Origin of the sequence: Providencia sp. PROV003, assembly GCF_045040775.1 — a bacterium.
Lineage (GTDB): Bacteria > Pseudomonadota > Gammaproteobacteria > Enterobacterales > Enterobacteriaceae > Providencia > Providencia huashanensis.
The window spans coordinates 712,672-729,904 of the sequence record NZ_CP096369.1; the positions used below are offsets into that span (position 1 = coordinate 712,672).

Annotated in this window: 13 protein-coding genes and 3 pseudogenes; 9 read left to right on the forward strand and 7 right to left on the reverse strand. The window is 43.9% G+C overall.

Translation table 11 applies throughout. The annotated features are described in order from the left end of the window. Window positions 1-7: 7 nt before the first annotated feature. From M1F14_RS03125 to M1F14_RS03160, 8 genes are all read left to right on the forward strand, one after another. The gene (locus tag M1F14_RS03125; protein ID WP_042846797.1) at window positions 8-433 is read left to right on the forward strand and encodes a F0F1 ATP synthase subunit epsilon; all 426 of its coding nucleotides are present in this window, start codon (window positions 8-10) and stop codon (window positions 431-433) included. Between the two features lie 124 nt (window positions 434-557). Then, window positions 558-1,928, forward strand: coding sequence for a bifunctional UDP-N-acetylglucosamine diphosphorylase/glucosamine-1-phosphate N-acetyltransferase GlmU (gene glmU / locus M1F14_RS03130; protein ID WP_071547555.1), 1,371 nt, complete (start codon window positions 558-560; stop codon window positions 1,926-1,928). Window positions 1,929-2,138: 210 nt separating this feature from the next. Then, window positions 2,139-3,971 carry a glutamine--fructose-6-phosphate transaminase (isomerizing) gene (gene glmS / locus M1F14_RS03135; protein WP_042846795.1) on the forward strand — a complete coding sequence of 611 codons (1,833 nt, stop codon included), beginning with the start codon at window positions 2,139-2,141 and terminating at the stop codon, window positions 3,969-3,971. Between the two features lie 156 nt (window positions 3,972-4,127). Then, on the forward strand, window positions 4,128-4,949 hold the full coding sequence (locus tag M1F14_RS03140) for a TnsA endonuclease N-terminal domain-containing protein (RefSeq protein WP_001029679.1): 822 nt from the start codon (window positions 4,128-4,130) through the stop codon (window positions 4,947-4,949). After that, a complete protein-coding gene (locus M1F14_RS03145) occupies window positions 4,936-7,044 on the forward strand; it encodes a DDE-type integrase/transposase/recombinase (RefSeq protein ID WP_000267723.1) in 2,109 nt (702 codons plus the stop codon). The genes M1F14_RS03140 and M1F14_RS03145 overlap by 14 nt, the downstream gene beginning before the upstream one ends. Further along, a complete protein-coding gene (locus tag M1F14_RS03150; RefSeq protein WP_001276994.1) occupies window positions 7,041-8,708 on the forward strand; it encodes an AAA family ATPase in 1,668 nt (555 codons plus the stop codon). The genes M1F14_RS03145 and M1F14_RS03150 overlap by 4 nt, the downstream gene beginning before the upstream one ends. Window positions 8,709-8,710: 2 nt before the next feature. After that, a complete protein-coding gene (locus M1F14_RS03155) occupies window positions 8,711-10,237 on the forward strand; it encodes a TnsD family Tn7-like transposition protein (protein ID WP_001243518.1) in 1,527 nt (508 codons plus the stop codon). Continuing rightward, a complete protein-coding gene (locus tag M1F14_RS03160; protein WP_000251879.1) occupies window positions 10,238-11,854 on the forward strand; it encodes a Tn7-like element transposition protein TnsE in 1,617 nt (538 codons plus the stop codon). It begins immediately after the preceding gene. Window positions 11,855-11,909: 55 nt separating this feature from the next. Here the strand turns inward: M1F14_RS03160 and M1F14_RS03165 are convergent. The 7 genes and pseudogenes from M1F14_RS03165 to dfrA1 all read right to left on the reverse strand — a co-directional run. Next, window positions 11,910-12,062, reverse strand: a pseudogene (locus M1F14_RS03165) (IS256 family transposase); the annotation flags it as partial. A 22-nt stretch (window positions 12,063-12,084) separates the two neighbouring features. Continuing rightward, the gene (locus M1F14_RS03170; RefSeq protein WP_001271300.1) at window positions 12,085-12,462 is read right to left on the reverse strand and encodes a hypothetical protein; all 378 of its coding nucleotides are present in this window, start codon (window positions 12,460-12,462) and stop codon (window positions 12,085-12,087) included. 409 nt (window positions 12,463-12,871) lie between these two features. Further along, the gene (locus tag M1F14_RS03175; RefSeq protein WP_000119696.1) at window positions 12,872-13,243 is read right to left on the reverse strand and encodes a hypothetical protein; all 372 of its coding nucleotides are present in this window, start codon (window positions 13,241-13,243) and stop codon (window positions 12,872-12,874) included. Between the two features lie 60 nt (window positions 13,244-13,303). Continuing rightward, on the reverse strand, window positions 13,304-13,801 hold the full coding sequence (locus tag M1F14_RS03180; RefSeq protein ID WP_001444089.1) for a hypothetical protein: 498 nt from the start codon (window positions 13,799-13,801) through the stop codon (window positions 13,304-13,306). A gap of 28 nt (window positions 13,802-13,829) precedes the next feature. After that, window positions 13,830-14,665: pseudogene (gene aadA1, locus M1F14_RS03185) on the reverse strand (ANT(3'')-Ia family aminoglycoside nucleotidyltransferase AadA1). Window positions 14,666-14,722: 57 nt separating this feature from the next. After that, window positions 14,723-15,247, reverse strand: coding sequence for a streptothricin N-acetyltransferase Sat2 (sat2, locus tag M1F14_RS03190; RefSeq protein WP_000704156.1), 525 nt, complete (start codon window positions 15,245-15,247; stop codon window positions 14,723-14,725). Window positions 15,248-15,341: 94 nt separating this feature from the next. Further along, window positions 15,342-15,815 (reverse strand): trimethoprim-resistant dihydrofolate reductase DfrA1, encoded by a 474-nt coding sequence (gene dfrA1 / locus M1F14_RS03195; protein ID WP_000777554.1) that lies wholly within the window; start codon window positions 15,813-15,815, stop codon window positions 15,342-15,344. Window positions 15,816-16,146: 331 nt separating this feature from the next. Here dfrA1 and intI2 point away from each other — a divergent pair. Further along, window positions 16,147-17,124, forward strand: a pseudogene (gene intI2, locus M1F14_RS03200) (class 2 integron integrase IntI2). Window positions 17,125-17,233 lie beyond the last annotated feature (109 nt).

The window sequence follows — 17,233 nt, forward strand, 5'->3', positions numbered from 1 at the left end:
GGTTGATATGGTAGCTGCAATGACATACCACCTGACTGTTGTTAGTGCTGAAAAACAAATGTTTGAAGGCCTAGTACAGAAAATTCAGGTGACAGGTAGTGAAGGTGAGCTGGGGATTTACCCGCAGCATACCCCGCTGCTGACTGCCATAAAACCGGGCATGGTACGTATTACCAAGCAGTTTGGTGAAGAAGAACTAATTTACCTCTCCGGCGGTATTTTAGAAGTACAACCAAACGGTGTTATCGTACTCGCTGATACAGCGATCCGTGGTAAAGATTTAGACGAAGCTCGAGCAGTGGAATCTAAACGTAAAGCGGAAGAACACGTCCGTAAAGCACACGGTGATGTTGATTATGCTCAGGCATCGGCAGAACTTGCAAAAGCAATAGCCAAACTTCGAGTGATCGAATTGACTAAAAAGCTAATGTAATGATAGCAGTATAGAAAAAAGCCAGTTGGTTAACCCTAACTGGCTTTTTTATTTGAACGAAATATGTAGTAATTTATAAAGGAAATAGGTTTACTTTCATCCCTAAGTTGGAGTTTCAGGAAAAATGACTGTGCAAAGAAAAAGTGTCGTGATTTTAGCTGCCGGTAAAGGCACACGGATGTATTCAAATCTACCTAAAGTTTTGCATTTACTTGCGGGCAAACCGATGGTGCAGCATGTTATAGATACAGCAAAATCCATTGGTGCATCAGATATTCATCTGGTATACGGACATGGCGGTGATTTACTGAAGGAAAAACTGGGTGAGCAAAACCTAAATTGGGTATTGCAGGCCGAACAACTTGGAACGGGCCATGCGATGCAACAAGCTGCACCAAACTTCCAAGATGATGAAGACATTGTCATGTTATATGGTGATGTCCCATTGATTGCCAAAGATACCTTAGATCGCTTAATTGAAGTGAAACCTGATGGTGGAATTGGTTTACTGACCGTTATCTTAGATAATCCAAGTGGTTATGGACGTATCATTCGTGAAAATAATGAAGTTGTCGGTATTATTGAACAGAAAGATGCGACTGAAGAGCAACGTAAGATCCAAGAAATCAATACTGGTATTATGGTTGCTAGTGGTAAAGATTTTAAACGTTGGTTGGCTCAGCTAAACAACGATAATGCACAAGGCGAATATTACATTACAGATGTCATCGCATTAGCGCATAAAGAAGGGAACAAAATTGCAACTGTTCATCCTAAACATTTAAGTGAAATGGAAGGCGTGAATAACCGTCTGCAATTGGCTGCGTTAGAAAGGGTTTATCAGAAAGAACAAGCTGAAAAACTGTTATTAGCGGGGGTGATGCTAATCGACCCTGCACGTTTTGACCTGCGCGGAACATTGACTCATGGTCGTGACATTATTATTGATACTAATGTGATCATTGAAGGCGATGTGACATTAGGCAATAACGTCCATATTCAATCTGGCTGTATTTTGAAAAACTGTGTAATTGGGGATAACTCAGTTATTAGCCCATATTCAGTAATAGAAAACTCTGATTTATCATCAGAATGCACGGTTGGCCCTTTTGCGCGTTTACGCCCAGGTGCTAAATTAGCGGCCAAAGCGCACGTAGGTAATTTCGTTGAAATGAAAAATGCGTCTTTAGGGTTAGGTTCTAAAGCTGGCCATTTGAGTTACCTCGGTGATGCACAAATTGGTGATAACGTGAATATTGGTGCTGGAACTATCACTTGTAACTATGATGGCGCTAATAAACATAAAACCATTATCGGTGATGATGTATTTGTAGGCTCTGATACCCAATTAGTCGCGCCAGTTTCAGTGGCAAAAGGTGCAACCATTGGTGCTGGTACGACAGTGACTCGTGATGTGAATGAAGATGAGCTTGTTGTTAGCCGTGTAAAGCAAATGCATATAAAAAACTGGCAACGTCCAGTTAAGAAAAAATAAGTAAATATTAAGGAGTGATAGCGATATCTCTCCTATGATAAAAACGCTAATAAATAGCAAAGATTAAAATAGCTACCTAAGGTAGCAATATAAAAATAAATATCCCCATTTTCTACAAGGCTGGGGAACAGTGAAAACTGTACAACAATTAGGTTACGACAAAATAAGGGTCTCTATAGAAAGAGCCTTTTGTCTAGGAATCAATAAAATATGTGTGGAATTGTAGGTGCTGTTGCACAACGTGATATCGCAGAAATTTTGTTAGAGGGTCTTCGTCGTCTTGAATATCGTGGTTACGACTCAGCTGGTATGGCTGTTGTTGATCACGAAGGTCATCTACAACGCTTACGTGAAGTGGGCAAGGTGCAAATGCTGGCGGAAGAAGCGGAAAAGAACCCTGTATCAGGTGGAACGGGGATTGCGCATACTCGTTGGGCGACTCATGGTATTCCAAGTGAACGTAATGCTCACCCGCATACGTCAGGTTATATTGCAGTTGTTCATAATGGTATTATTGAAAACTACTTAGAACTGAAAGAAGAACTGAAAAAACTCGGTTATGTCTTTAGTTCAGAGACTGACACTGAAGTGATTGCTCACCTTGTTCACCATGAACAACAAAAAGGTGGGTCACTGGTGGAAGTGGTTCAACGTGTTATTCCACAATTACGCGGTGCGTACGGTACGGTAATTATGGATAGCCGTATTCCTGAATTATTAGTCGCCGCACGCTCTGGTAGCCCATTAGTTATTGGCTTAGGTGTGGGTGAAAACTTCTTAGCATCGGACCAATTAGCACTACTGCCTGTGACTCGTCGTTTTATTTACCTTGAAGAAGGTGATGTCGCGGAAGTTACTCGCCGTACTGTTCGTATTTTTGATAATAACGGTGCCCCTGTTGAACGCGAGCAAATCGAATCAAATGTTCAATATGATGCAGGTGATAAAGGCGTTTATCGTCATTACATGCAAAAAGAAATTTACGAACAGCCAATGGCAATTAAAAACACCCTTGAAGGGCGTTTTGACAAAGACAATGGCATCGATTTGAGCGAATTAGGCCCTAAAGCCGGTGATATTTTATCTCAAGTTGAGCATATTCAAATTGTTGCTTGTGGAACATCTTACAATGCAGGCATGGTTGCGCGCTATTGGTTTGAATCCTTAGCAGGTATTCCATGTGATGTGGAAATCGCTTCAGAGTATCGTTATCGCAATCCAGCACATCGTAAAAATAGTTTAATGATCACGTTGTCTCAGTCAGGTGAAACGGCGGATACATTAGCGGCATTGCGTTTATCTAAAGAATTAGGTTATCTGACTTCTTTAGCTGTTTGTAATGTTGCAGGCTCTTCATTGGTACGTGAATCAGAATTTGCGTTGATGACAAAAGCGGGTGCAGAAATTGGCGTGGCATCAACCAAGGCATTTACTACACAATTAACTGTTTTACTGATGTTAGTGGCGTATATGGGGCGTTTAAAAGGCGCAAACCCTGAGCTGGAAGAAAATATTTCCCATGCATTACATGCGCTCCCTTCCCGTATTGAAAGCATGTTGTCTCAAGATAAAGTCATCGAAGCATTAGCGGAAGATTTTTCTGATAAGCACCATGCATTATTCTTAGGTCGTGGTGATCAATTCCCTATAGCAGTTGAAGGGGCATTGAAATTGAAAGAAATTTCATATATTCATGCGGAAGCTTACGCTGCGGGTGAATTGAAACATGGTCCATTAGCGTTAATCGATGCAGATATGCCTGTCATTATTATTGCTCCTAATAATGAGTTACTTGAAAAGCTTAAATCAAATATTGAAGAAGTGCGTGCTCGCGGCGGTTTATTGTATGTGTTTGCTGATAAAGACGCGGGATTTGAAGCCAGTGAAAATATGAAAATCGTTTCTTTACCTCATGTTGAAGAACTGATTGCACCAATTTTTTATACTGTCCCATTACAATTACTGTCTTATCACGTCGCATTAATTAAAGGTACTGATGTAGATCAGCCTCGTAACTTAGCGAAATCTGTTACGGTTGAGTAATTAATAAATTGATTAATAAAGGTGTGGGCGGACAATAAAGTCTTAAACTGAACAAAATAGATCTAAACTATGACAATAAAGTCTTAAACTAGACAGAATAGTTGTAAACTGAAATCAGTCCAGTTATGCTGTGAAAAAGCATACTGGACTTTTGTTATGGCTAAAGCAAACTCTTCATTTTCTGAAGTGCAAATTGCCCGTCGTATTAAAGAGGGGCGTGGCCAAGGGCATGGTAAAGACTATATTCCATGGCTAACAGTACAAGAAGTTCCTTCTTCAGGTCGTTCCCACCGTATTTATTCTCATAAGACGGGACGAGTCCATCATTTGCTATCTGACTTAGAGCTTGCTGTTTTTCTCAGTCTTGAGTGGGAGAGCAGCGTGCTAGATATACGCGAGCAGTTCCCCTTATTACCTAGTGATACCAGGCAGATTGCAATAGATAGTGGTATTAAGCATCCTGTTATTCGTGGTGTAGATCAGGTTATGTCTACTGATTTTTTAGTGGACTGCAAAGATGGTCCTTTTGAGCAGTTTGCTATTCAAGTCAAACCTGCAGCAGCCTTACAAGACGAGCGTACCTTAGAAAAACTAGAACTAGAGCGTCGCTATTGGCAGCAAAAGCAAATTCCTTGGTTCATTTTTACTGATAAAGAAATAAATCCCGTAGTAAAAGAAAATATTGAATGGCTTTATTCAGTGAAAACAGAAGAAGTTTCTGCGGAGCTTTTAGCACAACTATCCCCATTGGCCCATATCCTGCAAGAAAAAGGAGATGAAAACATTATCAATGTCTGTAAGCAGGTTGATATTGCTTATGATTTGGAGTTAGGCAAAACATTGAGTGAGATACGAGCCTTAACCGCAAATGGTTTTATTAAGTTCAATATTTATAAGTCTTTCAGGGCAAATAAGTGTGCAGATCTCTGTATTAGCCAAGTAGTGAATATGGAGGAGTTGCGCTATGTGGCAAATTAATGAGGTTGTGCTATTTGATAATGATCCGTATCGCATTTTGGCTATAGAGGATGGCCAAGTTGTCTGGATGCAAATAAGCGCTGATAAAGGAGTTCCACAAGCTAGGGCTGAGTTGTTGCTAATGCAGTATTTAGATGAAGGCCGCTTAGTTAGAACTGATGACCCTTATGTACATCTTGATTTAGAAGAGCCGTCTGTAGATTCTGTCAGCTTCCAGAAGCGCGAGGAGGATTATCGAAAAATTCTTCCTATTATTAATAGTAAGGATCGTTTCGACCCTAAAGTCAGAAGCGAACTCGTTGAGCATGTGGTCCAAGAACATAAGGTTACTAAGGCTACAGTTTATAAGTTGTTACGCCGTTACTGGCAGCGTGGTCAAACGCCTAATGCATTAATTCCTGACTACAAAAACAGCGGTGCACCAGGGGAAAGACGTTCAGCGACAGGAACAGCAAAGATTGGCCGAGCCAGAGAATATGGTAAGGGTGAAGGAACCAAGGTAACGCCCGAGATTGAACGCCTTTTTAGGTTGACCATAGAAAAGCACCTGTTAAATCAAAAAGGTACAAAGACCACCGTTGCCTATAGACGATTTGTGGACTTGTTTGCTCAGTATTTTCCTCGCATTCCCCAAGAGGATTACCCAACACTACGTCAGTTTCGTTATTTTTATGATCGAGAATACCCTAAAGCTCAGCGCTTAAAGTCTAGAGTTAAAGCAGGGGTATATAAAAAAGACGTACGACCCTTAAGTAGTACAGCCACTTCTCAGGCGTTAGGCCCTGGGAGTCGTTATGAGATTGATGCCACGATTGCTGATATTTATTTAGTGGATCATCATGATCGCCAAAAAATCATAGGAAGACCAACGCTTTACATTGTGATTGATGTGTTTAGTCGGATGATCACGGGCTTTTATATCGGCTTTGAAAATCCGTCTTATGTGGTGGCGATGCAGGCTTTTGTAAATGCTTGCTCTGACAAAACGGCCATTTGTGCCCAGCATGATATTGAGATTAGTAGCTCAGACTGGCCGTGTGTAGGTTTGCCAGATGTGTTGCTAGCGGACCGTGGCGAATTAATGAGTCATCAGGTCGAAGCCTTAGTTTCTAGTTTTAATGTGCGAGTGGAAAGTGCTCCACCTAGACGTGGCGATGCTAAAGGCATAGTGGAAAGCACTTTTAGAACACTACAAGCCGAGTTTAAGTCCTTTGCACCTGGCATTGTAGAGGGCAGTCGGATCAAAAGCCATGGTGAAACAGACTATAGGTTAGATGCATCTCTGTCGGTATTTGAGTTCACACAAATTATTTTGCGTACGATCTTATTCAGAAATAACCATCTGGTGATGGATAAATACGATCGAGATGCTGATTTTCCTACAGATTTACCGTCTATTCCTGTCCAGCTATGGCAATGGGGTATGCAGCATCGTACAGGTAGTTTAAGGGCTGTGGAGCAAGAGCAGTTGCGAGTAGCGTTACTGCCTCGCCGAAAGGTCTCTATTTCTTCATTTGGCGTTAATTTGTGGGGTTTGTATTACTCGGGGTCAGAGATTCTGCGTGAGGGTTGGTTGCAGCGGAGCACTGATATAGCTAGACCTCAACATTTAGAAGCGGCTTATGACCCAGTGCTGGTTGATACGATTTATTTGTTTCCGCAAGTTGGCAGCCGTGTATTTTGGCGCTGTAATCTGACGGAACGTAGTCGGCAGTTTAAAGGTCTCTCATTTTGGGAGGTTTGGGATATACAAGCACAAGAAAAACACAATAAAGCCAATGCGAAGCAGGATGAGTTAACTAAACGCAGGGAGCTTGAGGCGTTTATTCAGCAAACCATTCAGAAAGCGAATAAGTTAACGCCCAGTACTACTGAGCCCAAATCAACACGCATTAAGCAGATTAAAACTAATAAAAAAGAAGCCGTGACCTCGGAGCGTAAAAAACGTGCGGAGCATTTGAAGCCAAGCTCTTCAGGTGATGAGGCTAAAGTTATTCCTTTCAACGCAGTGGAAGCGGATGATCAAGAAGATTACAGCCTACCCACATACGTGCCTGAATTATTTCAGGATCCACCAGAAAAGGATGAGTCATGAGTGCTACCCGGATTCAAGCAGTTTATCGTGATACGGGGGTAGAGGCTTATCGTGATAATCCTTTTATCGAGGCCTTACCACCATTACAAGAGTCAGTGAATAGTGCTGCATCACTGAAATCCTCTTTACAGCTTACTTCCTCTGACTTGCAAAAGTCCCGTGTTATCAGAGCTCATACCATTTGTCGTATTCCAGATGACTATTTTCAGCCATTAGGTACGCATTTGCTACTAAGTGAGCGTATTTCGGTCATGATTCGAGGTGGCTACGTAGGCAGAAATCCTAAAACAGGAGATTTACAAAAGCATTTACAAAATGGTTATGAGCGTGTTCAAACGGGAGAGTTGGAGACATTTCGCTTTGAGGAGGCACGATCTACGGCACAAAGCTTATTGTTAATTGGTTGTTCTGGTAGTGGGAAGACGACCTCTCTTCATCGTATTCTAGCCACGTATCCTCAGGTGATTTACCATCGTGAACTCAATGTAGAGCAGGTGGTGTATTTGAAAATAGACTGCTCGCATAATGGTTCGCTAAAAGAAATCTGCTTGAATTTTTTCAGAGCGTTGGATCGAGCCTTGGGCTCGAACTATGAGCGTCGTTATGGCTTAAAACGTCATGGTATAGAAACCATGTTGGCTTTGATGTCGCAAATAGCCAATGCACATGCTTTAGGGTTGTTGGTTATTGATGAAATTCAGCATTTAAGCCGCTCTCGTTCGGGTGGATCTCAAGAGATGCTGAACTTTTTTGTGACGATGGTGAATATTATTGGCGTACCAGTGATGTTGATTGGTACCCCTAAAGCACGAGAGATTTTTGAGGCTGATTTGCGGTCTGCACGTAGAGGGGCAGGGTTTGGAGCTATATTCTGGGATCCTATACAACAAACGCAACGTGGAAAGCCCAATCAAGAGTGGATCGCTTTTACGGATAATCTTTGGCAATTACAGCTTTTACAACGCAAAGATGCGCTGTTATCGGATGAGGTCCGTGATGTGTGGTATGAGCTAAGCCAAGGAGTGATGGACATTGTAGTAAAACTTTTTGTACTCGCTCAGCTCCGTGCGCTAGCTTTAGGCAATGAGCGTATTACCGCTGGTTTATTGCGGCAAGTGTATCAAGATGAGTTAAAGCCTGTGCACCCCATGCTAGAGGCATTACGCTCGGGTATCCCAGAACGCATTGCTCGTTATTCTGATCTAGTCGTTCCCGAGATTGATAAACGGTTAATCCAACTTCAGCTAGATATCGCAGCGATACAAGAACAAACACCAGAAGAAAAAGCCCTTCAAGAGTTAGATACCGAAGATCAGCGTCATTTATATCTGATGCTGAAAGAGGATTACGATTCAAGCCTGTTAATTCCCACTATTAAAAAAGCGTTTAGCCAGAATCCAACGATGACAAGACAAAAGTTACTGCCTCTTGTTTTGCAGTGGTTGATGGAAGGCGAAACGGTAGTGTCAGAACTAGAAAAGCCCTCCAAGAGTAAAAAGGTTTCGGCTATAAAGGTAGTCAAGCCCAGCGACTGGGATAGCTTGCCTGATACGGATTTACGTTATATCTATTCACAACGCCAACCTGAAAAAACCATGCATGAACGGTTAAAAGGGAAAGGGGTAATAGTGGATATGGCGAGCTTATTTAAACAAGCAGGTTAGCCATGAGAAACTTTCCTGTTCCGTACTCGAATGAGCTGATTTATAGCACTATTGCACGGGCAGGCGTTTATCAAGGGATTGTTAGTCCTAAGCAGCTGTTGGATGAGGTGTATGGCAACCGCAAGGTGGTCGCTACCTTAGGTCTGCCCTCGCATTTAGGTGTGATAGCAAGACATCTACATCAAACAGGACGTTACGCTGTTCAGCAGCTTATTTATGAGCATACCTTATTCCCTTTATATGCTCCGTTTGTAGGCAAGGAGCGCCGAGACGAAGCTATTCGGTTAATGGAGTACCAAGCGCAAGGTGCGGTGCATTTAATGCTAGGAGTCGCTGCTTCTAGAGTTAAGAGCGATAACCGCTTTAGATACTGCCCTGATTGCGTTGCTCTTCAGCTAAATAGGTATGGGGAAGCCTTTTGGCAACGAGATTGGTATTTGCCCGCTTTGCCATATTGTCCAAAACACGGTGCTTTAGTCTTCTTTGATAGAGCTGTAGATGATCACCGACATCAATTTTGGGCTTTGGGTCATACTGAGCTGCTTTCAGACTACCCCAAAGACTCCCTATCTCAATTAACAGCACTAGCTGCTTATATAGCCCCTCTGTTAGATGCTCCACGAGCGCAAGAGCTTTCCCCAAGCCTTGAGCAGTGGACGCTGTTTTATCAGCGCTTAGCGCAGGATCTAGGGCTAACCAAAAGCAAGCACATTCGTCATGACTTGGTGGCGGAGAGAGTGAGGCAGACTTTTAGTGATGAGGCACTAGAGAAACTGGATTTAAAGTTGGCAGAGAACAAGGACACGTGTTGGCTGAAAAGTATATTCCGTAAGCATAGAAAAGCCTTTAGTTATTTACAGCATAGTATTGTGTGGCAAGCCTTATTGCCAAAACTAACGGTTATAGAAGCGCTACAGCAGGCAAGTGCTCTTACTGAGCACTCTATAACGACAAGACCTGTTAGCCAGTCTGTGCAACCTAACTCTGAAGATTTATCTGTTAAGCATAAAGACTGGCAGCAACTAGTGCATAAATACCAAGGAATTAAGGCGGCAAGACAGTCTTTAGAGGGTGGGGTGCTATACGCTTGGCTTTACCGACATGACAGGGATTGGCTAGTTCACTGGAATCAACAGCATCAACAAGAGCGTCTGGCACCCGCCCCTAGAGTTGATTGGAACCAAAGAGATCGAATTGCTGTACGACAACTATTAAGAATCATAAAGCGTCTAGATAGTAGCCTTGATCACCCAAGAGCGACATCGAGCTGGCTGTTAAAGCAAACTCCTAACGGAACCTCTCTTGCAAAAAATCTACAGAAACTGCCTTTGGTAGCGCTTTGCTTAAAGCGTTACTCAGAGAGTGTGGAAGATTATCAAATTAGACGGATTAGCCAAGCTTTTATTAAGCTTAAACAGGAAGATGTTGAGCTTAGGCGCTGGCGATTATTAAGAAGTGCAACGTTATCTAAAGAGCGGATAACTGAGGAAGCACAAAGATTCTTGGAAATGGTTTATGGGGAAGAGTGAGTGGTTAGGCTAGCTACATTTAATGACAATGTGCAGGTTGTACATATTGGTCATTTATTCCGTAACTCGGGTCATAAGGAGTGGCGTATTTTTGTTTGGTTTAATCCAATGCAAGAACGGAAATGGACTCGATTTACTCATTTGCCTTTATTAAGTCGAGCTAAGGTGGTTAACAGTACAACAAAGCAAATAAATAAGGCGGATCGTGTGATTGAGTTTGAAGCATCGGATCTTCAACGAGCCAAAATAATCGATTTTCCTAATCTCTCGTCCTTTGCTTCCGTACGCAACAAGGATGGAGCGCAGAGTTCATTTATTTACGAAGCTGAAACACCATATAGCAAGACTCGTTATCACATCCCACAGTTAGAGCTAGCTCGGTCATTATTTTTAATTAACTCCTATTTCTGTCGAAGCTGTTTGAGCAGTACCGCTTTACAGCAAGAGTTCGACGTTCAGTATGAGGTTGAGCGAGATCATTTAGAGATAAGGATCTTACCCAGTTCATCGTTTCCTAAAGGGGCGTTAGAGCAGTCGGCCGTAGTGCAGCTTTTGGTTTGGTTGTTTTCGGATCAAGATGTTATGGATTCGTATGAAAGTATTTTTAGGCACTATCAACAAAATAGAGAAATTAAGAACGGCGTTGAAAGCTGGTGCTTTAGCTTTGACCCTCCGCCCATGCAGGGTTGGAAATTACATGTAAAAGGACGTTCTTCTAACGAGGATAAGGATTATTTAGTTGAGGAAATAGTAGGTTTAGAAATCAACGCTATGCTTCCTAGCACAACAGCTATTAGCCATGCCTCTTTTCAGGAAAAGGAGGCAGGTGATGGTAGTACGCAGCACATAGCGGTTTCAACAGAGTCAGTTGTTGATGATGAGCATCTACAGTTGGACGATGAGGAAACAGCCAATATAGACACAGACACACGAGTCATAGAGGCTGAGCCGACATGGATAAGTTTTAGTAGACCTAGTCGAATTGAAAAATCTCGCAGGGCAAGAAAAAGTAGCCAAACTATTTTAGAAAAAGAAGAAGCAACAACAAGTGAAAATAGTAATTTGGTTAGTACTGATGAGCCACACTTAGGTGGTGTCCTAGCAGCGGCAGATGTGGGTGGGAAGCAGGATGCAACCAATTACAACTCTATTTTTGCTAATCGATTTGCTGCTTTTGATGAGCTACTTTCAATTCTAAAAACTAAATTTGCATGTCGGGTGCTTTTTGAAGAAACCTTGGTTTTGCCAAAAGTTGGGCGTAGCCGATTACATCTGTGTAAAGATGGCTCACCAAGAGTGATTAAAGCCGTTGGGGTGCAACGTAATGGCAGTGAATTTGTATTGCTAGAGGTGGATGCATCGGATGGGGTGAAAATGCTTTCTACCAAAGTGTTGAGTGGCGTTGATAGCGAAACATGGCGGAATGATTTTGAAAAGATACGGCGTGGAGTGGTGAAGAGCTCATTGAATTGGCCAAATAGTTTGTTTGATCAATTATATGGACAAGACGGGCATAGAGGGGTGAATCATCCAAAGGGGTTGGGGGAGCTGCAAGTATCGAGAGAGGATATGGAAGGGTGGGCTGAGAGAGTGGTTAGAGAGCAATTTACGCATTAAAGGAATGACTGAAAGAGCCTGTAAACCCTTTTGTGTAAGTGCTTTTGCCGGTCAGTTAAAGGTGGCCATTTAAACGGTCACCAAATTCGATCATAAAACGGTTCATGGCCGGCTTCCAGTTGCGGATCGGCATCGTCCATTTCTTGGTCGCCGCCTGGATAGCCAGGTACACCACCTTCATCGCTGATTCGTCCGTAGGGAACACCTTGAGTTCATATTAATGGAATTTTCTACAAATAGCCTCCGTGGTTTTGAGGGGGGATTACAGACGATCCATAGTAGTAATCCAATGAGTTCTTGAGCGCGGCGACATGTTTGGACGCCTTGGCAAAAATTAGAGCCTGCTTGAAGTGCAGGCGAGCACGTGCTTGGACGATTGATCCATTCGCGGTCAAAAACTCAATCTTGGATGACAGCGTGTCAGGAAATCCAATATCGAAGTCCCGCCCCGTGTCAAAGTAGGGCATTTCATGATCAAAGGACGAAGCTTCCCAGGCCACTTCCCTAATATTCCAGCCGCTAGAAACAAGATTTCGTACGACTTCATCAACTTTTTTGCTTTCCAACTTGTCACAAAGTGCATAGGCAAGAGCTTTGGCGGCAGACACGTGCGTTTCCTCTTAAACATAGGTCGAACGGATACCCGAGGCAAAGCGGAGCATTAGTCCCAAAGCATCTCCGGTAGATCCGGAGGCTCCATACTGAAGGCATGGCATCTTGGGCATTGATATTTGAAACTTCTCTCTAGATAGCAGGGATTTCTTGGCCTTGCCTCATGCTGATAGCTTGTAAATATCACACGATCCTTAGCCCCACAAAGTGAGCATACTCCGTAGCTTTCATTTATAGAAATCGTCGTTAGATTGTCGCAGCATGTGCACGTTCCGACTATTTGCTCAGGAAGCATCGCCATACCTTGGCCTAGGTAAAGAAGATCAGACTCGTAGCCACATCGGTGGCAACTGAGCTTGTACGCAATGCCCATCTGGTTGTCTCACCTGAATCGTAACGTCAGAGCTATTCATCCATCCATTCGGCATCAATGTATGCCACTAAGCCGACCAGCTGACCGTTTGGACTGAAGTATGTTGCCTGCACCCCACTTGACATCTCATCAATACCACCGCACTGCGCTAGGCGCCGGTCCCACTTGCCCACAGAAGCGTCAGGATCGGCTGAGTTCCCCAAGACCCTTGTGAGCCATGCCTCCTTTAACTCAACCTCTCGAATGATTGCGTCGGCCAGCTCCTCCGCGTTATCTAGTTCGACATAGTCTGGAATTCGGACGTACGTTCTGAACACAGCTGGATACTTACTTGGGCGATTGTCATACATGACATCAACAATGTACCCGTTTGTGTAACCGTCTCTTGGAGGTTCGTATGACACTAGTGGTTCCCCTCAGCTTGCGACTAGATGTTGAGGCCTAACATTTTATTAGAGAGCAGGCTAGTTGCTTAGATACATGATCTTCAGGCCGTTATCTGTCAGGGCAAGCGAAAATTGGCCATTTATGACGACCAATGCCCCGCAGAAGCTCCCATCTTTGCCGCCATAGACGCCGCGCCCCCCTTTTGGGGTGTAGAACATCCTTTTGCCAGATGTGGAAAAGAAGTTCGTTGTCCCATTGTTGGCAATGACGTAGTAGCCGGCGAAAGTGCGAGACCCATTTGCGCTATATATAAGCCTACGATTTCCGTTGCGACTATTGTCGTAATTGGATGAACTATTATCGTAGTTGCTCTCAGAGTTGTCGTAATTTGATGGACTATTGTCGTAATTGCTTATGGAGTTGTCGTAGTTGCTTGGAGAAATGTCGTAGTTGGATGGGGAGTAGTCATAGGGAAGACGAGCTTCATCCACTAAAACAATTGGCAGGTCAGCAAGTGCCTGCCCCGATGCCATCGCAAGTACGAGGCTTAGAACCACCTTCAACAGATCGCGCATAGTCTTCCCCAGCTCTCTAACGCTTGAGTTAAGCCGCGCCGCGAAGCGGCGTCGGCTTGAACGAATTGTTAGACATTATTTGCCGACTACCTTGGTGATCTCGCCTTTCACGTAGTGAACAAATTCTTCCAACTGATCTGCGCGCGAGGCCAAGCGATCTTCTTGTCCAAGATAAGCCTGCCTAGCTTCAAGTATGACGGGCTGATACTGGGCCGGCAGGCGCTCCATTGCCCAGTCGGCAGCGACATCCTTCGGCGCGATTTTGCCGGTTACTGCGCTGTACCAAATGCGGGACAACGTAAGCACTACATTTCGCTCATCGCCAGCCCAGTCGGGCGGCGAGTTCCATAGCGTTAAGGTTTCATTTAGCGCCTCAAATAGATCCTGTTCAGGAACCGGATCAAAGAGTTCCTCCGCCGCTGGACCTACCAAGGCAACGCTATGTTCTCTTGCTTTTGTCAGCAAGATAGCCAGATCAATGTCGATCGTGGCTGGCTCGAAGATACCTGCAAGAATGTCATTGCGCTGCCATTCTCCAAATTGCAGTTCGCGCTTAGCTGGATAACGCCACGGAATGATGTCGTCGTGCACAACAATGGTGACTTCTACAGCGCGGAGAATCTCGCTCTCTCCAGGGGAAGCCGAAGTTTCCAAAAGGTCGTTGATCAAAGCTCGCCGCGTTGTTTCATCAAGCCTTACGGTCACCGTAACCAGCAAATCAATATCACTGTGTGGCTTCAGGCCGCCATCCACTGCGGAGCCGTACAAATGTACGGCCAGCAACGTCGGTTCGAGATGGCGCTCGATGACGCCAACTACCTCTGATAGTTGAGTCGATACTTCGGCGATCACCGCTTCCCTCATGATGTTTAACTCCTGAATTAAGCCGCGCCGCGAAGCGGTGTCGGCTTGAATGAATTGTTAGGCGTCATCCTGTGCTCCCGAGAACCAGTACCAGTACATCGCTGTTTCGTTCGAGACTTGAGGTCTAGTTTTATACGTGAACAGGTCAATGCCGCCGAGAGTAAAGCCACATTTTGCGTACAAATTGCAGGCAGGTACATTGTTCGTTTGTGTCTCTAATCGTATGCCAAGGAGCTGTCTGCTTAGTGCCCACTTTTTCGCAAATTCGATGAGACTGTGCGCGACTCCTTTGCCTCGGTGCGTGTGCGACACAACAATGTGTTCGATAGAGGCTAGATCGTTCCATGTTGAGTTGAGTTCAATCTTCCCGACAAGCTCTTGGTCGATGAATGCGCCATAGCAAGCAGAGTCTTCATCAGAGTCATCATCCGAGATGTAATCCTTCCGGTAGGGGCTCACACTTCTGGTAGATAGTTCAAAGCCTTGGTCGGATAGGTGCACATCGAACACTTCACGAACAATGAAATGGTTCTCAGCATCCAATGTTTCCGCCACCTGCTCAGGGATCACCGAAATCTTCATATGACGCCTAACGCCTGGCACAGCGGATCGCAAACCTGGCGCGGCTTTTGGTACAAAAGGCGTGACAGGTTTGCGAATCCGTTGCTGCCACTTGTTAACCCTTTTGCCAGATTTGGTAACTATAATTTATGTTAGAGGCGAAGTCTTGGGTAAAAACTGGCCTAAAATTGCTGGGGATTTCAGGAAAGTAAACATCACCTTCCGGCTCGATGTCTATTGTAGATATATGTAGTGTATCTACTTGATCGATCAGGCTTTTGTATATCTCCCCACCACCTGAAACAATGACATGATCCGTTATTTTCTTTAGGTTGGTTAAAGCATCTTTAATTGATGGAAAGATCAATACGTTCTCATTGTCAGATGTAAAACTTGAACGTGTTACGACCGCATACTTTCGGTTGGGTAATGCTCCCATTGATTCAAAAGTCTTGCGTCCAACCAACAGCCATTGGTTATAGGTAATAGCTTTAAACAGGAGCTGTTCACCTTTGGCACTCCATGGAATATCAGGGCCATTCCCGATAACTCCATTCTTCGATATAGCTACCATTAGTGATAGTTTCACAATTCTTCCTCAGAGGTTAACATTTTATTAGTAAGCATGCTCGTTTTGTCACCCGCTGATGCTTACCGTTAATTAATATAATCACTTGTATTAAATAGACTTTCTTTAAAAATACAAGACACTCTGTTATTACAAATCGTGCATGCCGTCTATCCTGCTTGCACGATGCACATTATCTCACCCAAAGAACTCATAACATTTTAATTTATTTAGCATTAAATTAAAACTCTACCGGTAAACAAGCATCTCTAGGCGTAAAAAACAGGCACTTTTTTAAATCCCAGCTAGAATAGGCTGTATAGGCAGACAGTTGCAAGACAAGGAGCGTTTTATGTCTAACAGTCCATTTTTAAATTCTATACGCACGGATATGCGACAAAAAGGTTATGCGCTGAAAACTGAAAAAACTTACCTGCACTGGATTAAGCGTTTTATTCTGTTTCACAAAAAACGTCATCCTCAGACCATGGGCAGTGAAGAGGTCAGGCTGTTTTTATCCAGCTTAGCAAACAGCAGACATGTAGCCATAAACACGCAGAAAATCGCTTTAAATGCCCTAGCTTTTTTGTACAACAGGTTTTTACAACAGCCGTTGGGCGATATTGATTATATCCCTGCAAGCAAGCCTAGACGGCTACCCTCTGTTATCTCTGCAAATGAAGTGCAACGCATTTTGCAGGTTATGGATACTCGCAACCAAGTTATTTTTACGCTGCTGTATGGTGCAGGTTTGCGCATTAATGAATGCTTGCGTTTGCGGGTTAAAGATTTTGATTTTGATAATGGCTGCATCACTGTGCATGACGGTAAGGGTGGGAAAAGCAGAAACAGCCTACTGCCCACGCGCCTAATCCCAGCAATAAAATAACTCATTGAGCAAGCGCGGCTTATTCAGCAAGACGACAACTTACAAGGCGTAGGGCCATCGCTGCCTTTTGCTTTAGATCACAAATACCCTTCTGCTTATCGACAAGCGGCGTGGATGTTTGTCTTTCCCTCCAGCACGCTCTGCAACCACCCGTATAACGGCAAATTATGCCGCCATCATCTGCATGACTCCGTTGCGCGAAAGGCATTGAAGGCAGCCGTACAAAAAGCAGGCATCGTTAGCAAGCGTGTCACTTGTCATACATTTCGTCACTCGTTTGCTACGCATCTATTACAAGCGGGGCGTGATATTCGCACTGTGCAAGAACTCTTAGGGCATAACGATGTTAAGACCACGCAAATCTATACGCATGTGTTGGGTCAGCATTTTGCCGGCACCACCAGTCCTGCGGATGGACTGATGCTACTTATCAATCAGTAAAAGTAGATAAATATCTTTATGTAGCCCTGAGTAGCCCCTGATACTTTTTATGGTGAAAAAGATAAACAATCATAGAGGGGATAAATATGAGCCAGTTCTACCATTGTTC

Coding starts and splice junctions, on each gene's coding strand:
- glmU (WP_071547555.1), top strand. CDS start 558: ATGACTGTGCAAAGAAAAAGTGTCGTGATTTTAGCTGCCGGTAAAGGC.
- M1F14_RS03155 (WP_001243518.1), top strand. CDS start 8,711: ATGAGAAACTTTCCTGTTCCGTACTCGAATGAGCTGATTTATAGCACT.
- sat2 (WP_000704156.1), bottom strand. CDS start 15,247: ATGAAGATTTCGGTGATCCCTGAGCAGGTGGCGGAAACATTGGATGCT.
- M1F14_RS03125 (WP_042846797.1), top strand. CDS start 8: ATGGTAGCTGCAATGACATACCACCTGACTGTTGTTAGTGCTGAAAAA.
- M1F14_RS03145 (WP_000267723.1), top strand. CDS start 4,936: ATGTGGCAAATTAATGAGGTTGTGCTATTTGATAATGATCCGTATCGC.
- glmS (WP_042846795.1), top strand. CDS start 2,139: ATGTGTGGAATTGTAGGTGCTGTTGCACAACGTGATATCGCAGAAATT.
- M1F14_RS03180 (WP_001444089.1), bottom strand. CDS start 13,801: ATGCGCGATCTGTTGAAGGTGGTTCTAAGCCTCGTACTTGCGATGGCA.
- M1F14_RS03150 (WP_001276994.1), top strand. CDS start 7,041: ATGAGTGCTACCCGGATTCAAGCAGTTTATCGTGATACGGGGGTAGAG.
- M1F14_RS03140 (WP_001029679.1), top strand. CDS start 4,128: ATGGCTAAAGCAAACTCTTCATTTTCTGAAGTGCAAATTGCCCGTCGT.